Annotated in this window: 4 protein-coding genes and 2 pseudogenes; 4 read left to right on the forward strand and 2 right to left on the reverse strand. The window is 73.1% G+C overall.

The window, feature by feature from the left end:
* Positions 1-369: 369 nt before the first annotated feature.
* Positions 370-675, reverse strand: coding sequence for a 30S ribosomal protein S14 (gene rpsN, locus CCL05_RS18360; RefSeq protein WP_086561586.1), 306 nt, complete (start codon positions 673-675; stop codon positions 370-372).
* The gene (rpmB, locus tag CCL05_RS18365; protein ID WP_086561587.1) at positions 675-911 is read right to left on the reverse strand and encodes a 50S ribosomal protein L28; all 237 of its coding nucleotides are present in this window, start codon (positions 909-911) and stop codon (positions 675-677) included. Before rpmB ends, rpsN begins: the two co-directional genes overlap by 1 nt.
* 63 nt (positions 912-974) lie before the next feature.
* Between rpmB and rpmG the strand changes: the two genes are divergently transcribed.
* The 4 genes and pseudogenes from rpmG to CCL05_RS47505 form a co-directional block, all read left to right on the forward strand.
* Positions 975-1,139 (forward strand): 50S ribosomal protein L33, encoded by a 165-nt coding sequence (rpmG, locus tag CCL05_RS18370; protein ID WP_010044249.1) that lies wholly within the window; start codon positions 975-977, stop codon positions 1,137-1,139.
* Positions 1,140-1,141: 2 nt separating this feature from the next.
* Entirely contained in the window at positions 1,142-1,390 is a 249-nt protein-coding gene (locus CCL05_RS18375; RefSeq protein ID WP_086561588.1) for a type B 50S ribosomal protein L31, read from the forward strand.
* A gap of 5 nt (positions 1,391-1,395) precedes the next feature.
* Positions 1,396-2,514: pseudogene (locus CCL05_RS18380) on the forward strand (GTP-binding protein); the annotation flags it as partial.
* A gap of 48 nt (positions 2,515-2,562) precedes the next feature.
* Positions 2,563-2,706, forward strand: a pseudogene (locus CCL05_RS47505) (30S ribosomal protein S18); the annotation flags it as partial.

Below are 2,706 nucleotides of genomic sequence, written 5' to 3' on the forward strand. Positions count from 1 at the left end.
CCGGCCCTGGTAGCTTGCTGCGGGTTCCGGGAAGGGCCGGCGGGCCGCGCCGGGGCCGGCCGGACGGCTACAGCTTGGGGGCTTGCAGTGAACTCGGTGATCTTCTCGCGTCGCCCGGGAGGGAGTCGGCGGACGCCGCTGCGGGTCGCAGCGGCGTCCGCCGACTCCCTCCCGGGCGACGCGAGAAGATCACCGAGTTCACTGCAAGCCCCCAAGCTGTAGCCGTCCGGCCGGCCCCGGCGCGGCCCGCCGGCCCTTCCCGGAACCCGCAGCAAGCTACCAGGGCCGGTCAAGAGACCCCGGGGCGAACCCCCGAGGGCCTCCTACCGGCCGGCCGGTAGCCGGGCCCCGGCGCCGGCCAGCCCCGTCTCACCAGGACGACTTGCGCACCCCCGGCAGATACCCCGCATGCGCCTGCTCGCGCAGACTCACCCGGGACAGCCCGAACGCCCGGAAGTACCCGCGCGGACGCCCGTCCACCTGGTCCCGGTTGCGCACCCGCGTAGGGCTCGCGTCGCGCGGCTGCCTGCGCAGTTCCGCCTGCGCGGCGAGCCGTTCGGTGTCCGTGGAGGACGGCCGCCGGATGATCTCCTTCAGTTCGGCCCGCCGGGCGGCGTACCGCGCGACGACCTCCTGCCGCTTGTCGTTCTTCGCGATCTTGCTCTTCTTCGCCATCAGACCTTCACTCCCCGGGCGCGGATCCGGGCGACGGCCGCCTCGACCCCGATCGTGTCGACGGTCTTGATCGCCCTGGCGCTCAGCCGCAGGCGTACGTACCGGCCCTCGCTCGGCAGCCAGTAGCGCTTGGACTGGATGTTGGGGTCGAACCGGCGTGACGTGCGCCGGTGGGAGTGCGAGATGCGGTTGCCGAAGCCGGGCTGGGTGCCGGTCAGCATGCAGTGCGCGGACATGTGGTGACGTACCTCTCTGGCTCACGTGATGTAAATGGAATTCATTTTCAGTAGCATAGCGGCATGGCACGCAATGAACTCCGGCCGGTCATCAAGCTCCGGTCCACGGCCGGGACCGGCTACACCTACGTGACCCGCAAGAACCGTCGCAACGACCCGGACCGACTGACCCTGCGCAAGTTCGATCCGGTCGTCGGCCGCCACGTCGACTTCCGAGAGGAGCGCTGACCATGCGCGAGGGAATCCACCCGGACTACGGGCCCGTCGTCTTCCGCGACCGTGCCGCGAACTACGCCTTCCTCACCCACTCGACCATGACGAGCGAGAAGACGATCGAGTGGGAGGACGGCAACACCTACCCGGTCGTGGACGTCGAGATCTCCGACGTCAGCCACCCCTTCTACACCGGCACCGCCCGCGTCCTGGACACCGCGGGACGCGTCGAGCGCTTCGAGCGCCGGTACGGAAAGAAGGGCTGACCACCGTGGCTGTCCCTTCCGGTCTCTCCGTCGTGATCGTCGGCGGGCTGCACGCCGACGCCCGCAGGGCGGCCGTGGCCCGGCTGCTCGCCGATGTGCCCGGCAGCGTCGCCCTCCACCACGACCTGGCGACGGCCGCGGCCGGCACGGTCGTACGGACCGTCCGGGACGCCACCGGCGTCCTGGACGCGGGGGAGGCGCCGCTCGTCAACGACTGTGCGTGCTGCGCCCTGCGCGAGGACCTGGTCCCGGAGCTGGAGCGCCTCGCGGACGCGGGGCGGACGCCGCTCGCCGTCGTCGAGCTGTGGGACTCCGTCGAGCCCAAGGCCATGGCCGAGGTCGTCACGGCCGGCGGGCTCACCGTCACCGGCGTGATCACCGCCGTCGACCCGGCCCTGGTCCTGCCGTACCTGGGCAACGGCGACGATCTGGCCGACGGCGGTCTCGCCGCCGCCGCAACCGACCAGCGCACGGTCGCCGACACCTTCGCCCGCCAGCTGGAGTACGCCCCCGTCCTGGCGATCGCCGAGTCCCCCGAGGCCGACGACGAGGACCGCGAGCTGCTCGCGCAGCTGCACCCGACGGCCCGCCAGGTCCCGATCGGCCACGGCGACCCGGCGGGCGCACCCGCGCCCGGCGCCTTCGCACGGGACGAGGCCGACGGTCTGACCGTGCCGGCCCCGCGGCGCCGCCCGCTTCCGCCGCTGGCCGAGGCCGCCCTGGCCGGCTTCGACGTGGAGTCGGCGGCGGCCGCCCAGCACCCGGCCTGCGCCCTGCTCCCCGCCGAGGCCGACGCGCACGGCGTCTCCACTCTGGTCTGGCAGCAGCGCCGCCCCTTCCACCCGGAGCGGCTCTACGCCGCCCTGGAGGACCTGACCTGCGCGGCCGCCCGCAGCCGGGGCCGGTTCTGGCTCGCCGACAAGCCCGACACGCTGTTCCACTGGGACGCGGCGGGCGGGGCCCTCTGCGTGGAGAGCGCGGGTCCCTGGCTCGCCTCCCTGCCGGACGCGGCCTGGGAGATGGTCCCGCCGGTGCGCCGCGCCGCCGCCGCGCTGGACTGGCACCCCGAGCACGGCGACCGCGGCCAGCACCTGGTCTTCACCTCGCCCGGCCTCGACCGGGACGNNNGCGGTTGCCGCACGCCTTCGACTCCCTCCTGGAGGTCTGACCCGATGCCCCGCACGACCGACCGCAAGCCCGTCAAGAACCGCCCCAATCCCCTGGACCAGGCCGGGATCGAGTACATCGACTACAAGGACACCGACCTGCTGCGGAAGTTCATCTCCGACCGCGGGAAGATCCGCAGCCGCCGGGTC

The sequence above is a fragment of the Streptomyces africanus genome (genome assembly GCF_002150735.1).
In the GTDB taxonomy this organism is placed as follows: Bacteria; Actinomycetota; Actinomycetes; order Streptomycetales; family Streptomycetaceae; genus Streptomyces; species Streptomyces africanus.

What these genes read in the sequence shown, in the direction of transcription:
- rpsN (WP_086561586.1), bottom strand. Translation starts at nt 675, where the DNA reads ATGGCGAAGAAGAGCAAGATCGCGAAGAACGACAAGCGGCAGGAGGTC.
- CCL05_RS18375 (WP_086561588.1), top strand. Translation starts at nt 1,142, where the DNA reads ATGCGCGAGGGAATCCACCCGGACTACGGGCCCGTCGTCTTCCGCGAC.
- rpmG (WP_010044249.1), top strand. Translation starts at nt 975, where the DNA reads ATGGCACGCAATGAACTCCGGCCGGTCATCAAGCTCCGGTCCACGGCC.
- rpmB (WP_086561587.1), bottom strand. Translation starts at nt 911, where the DNA reads ATGTCCGCGCACTGCATGCTGACCGGCACCCAGCCCGGCTTCGGCAAC.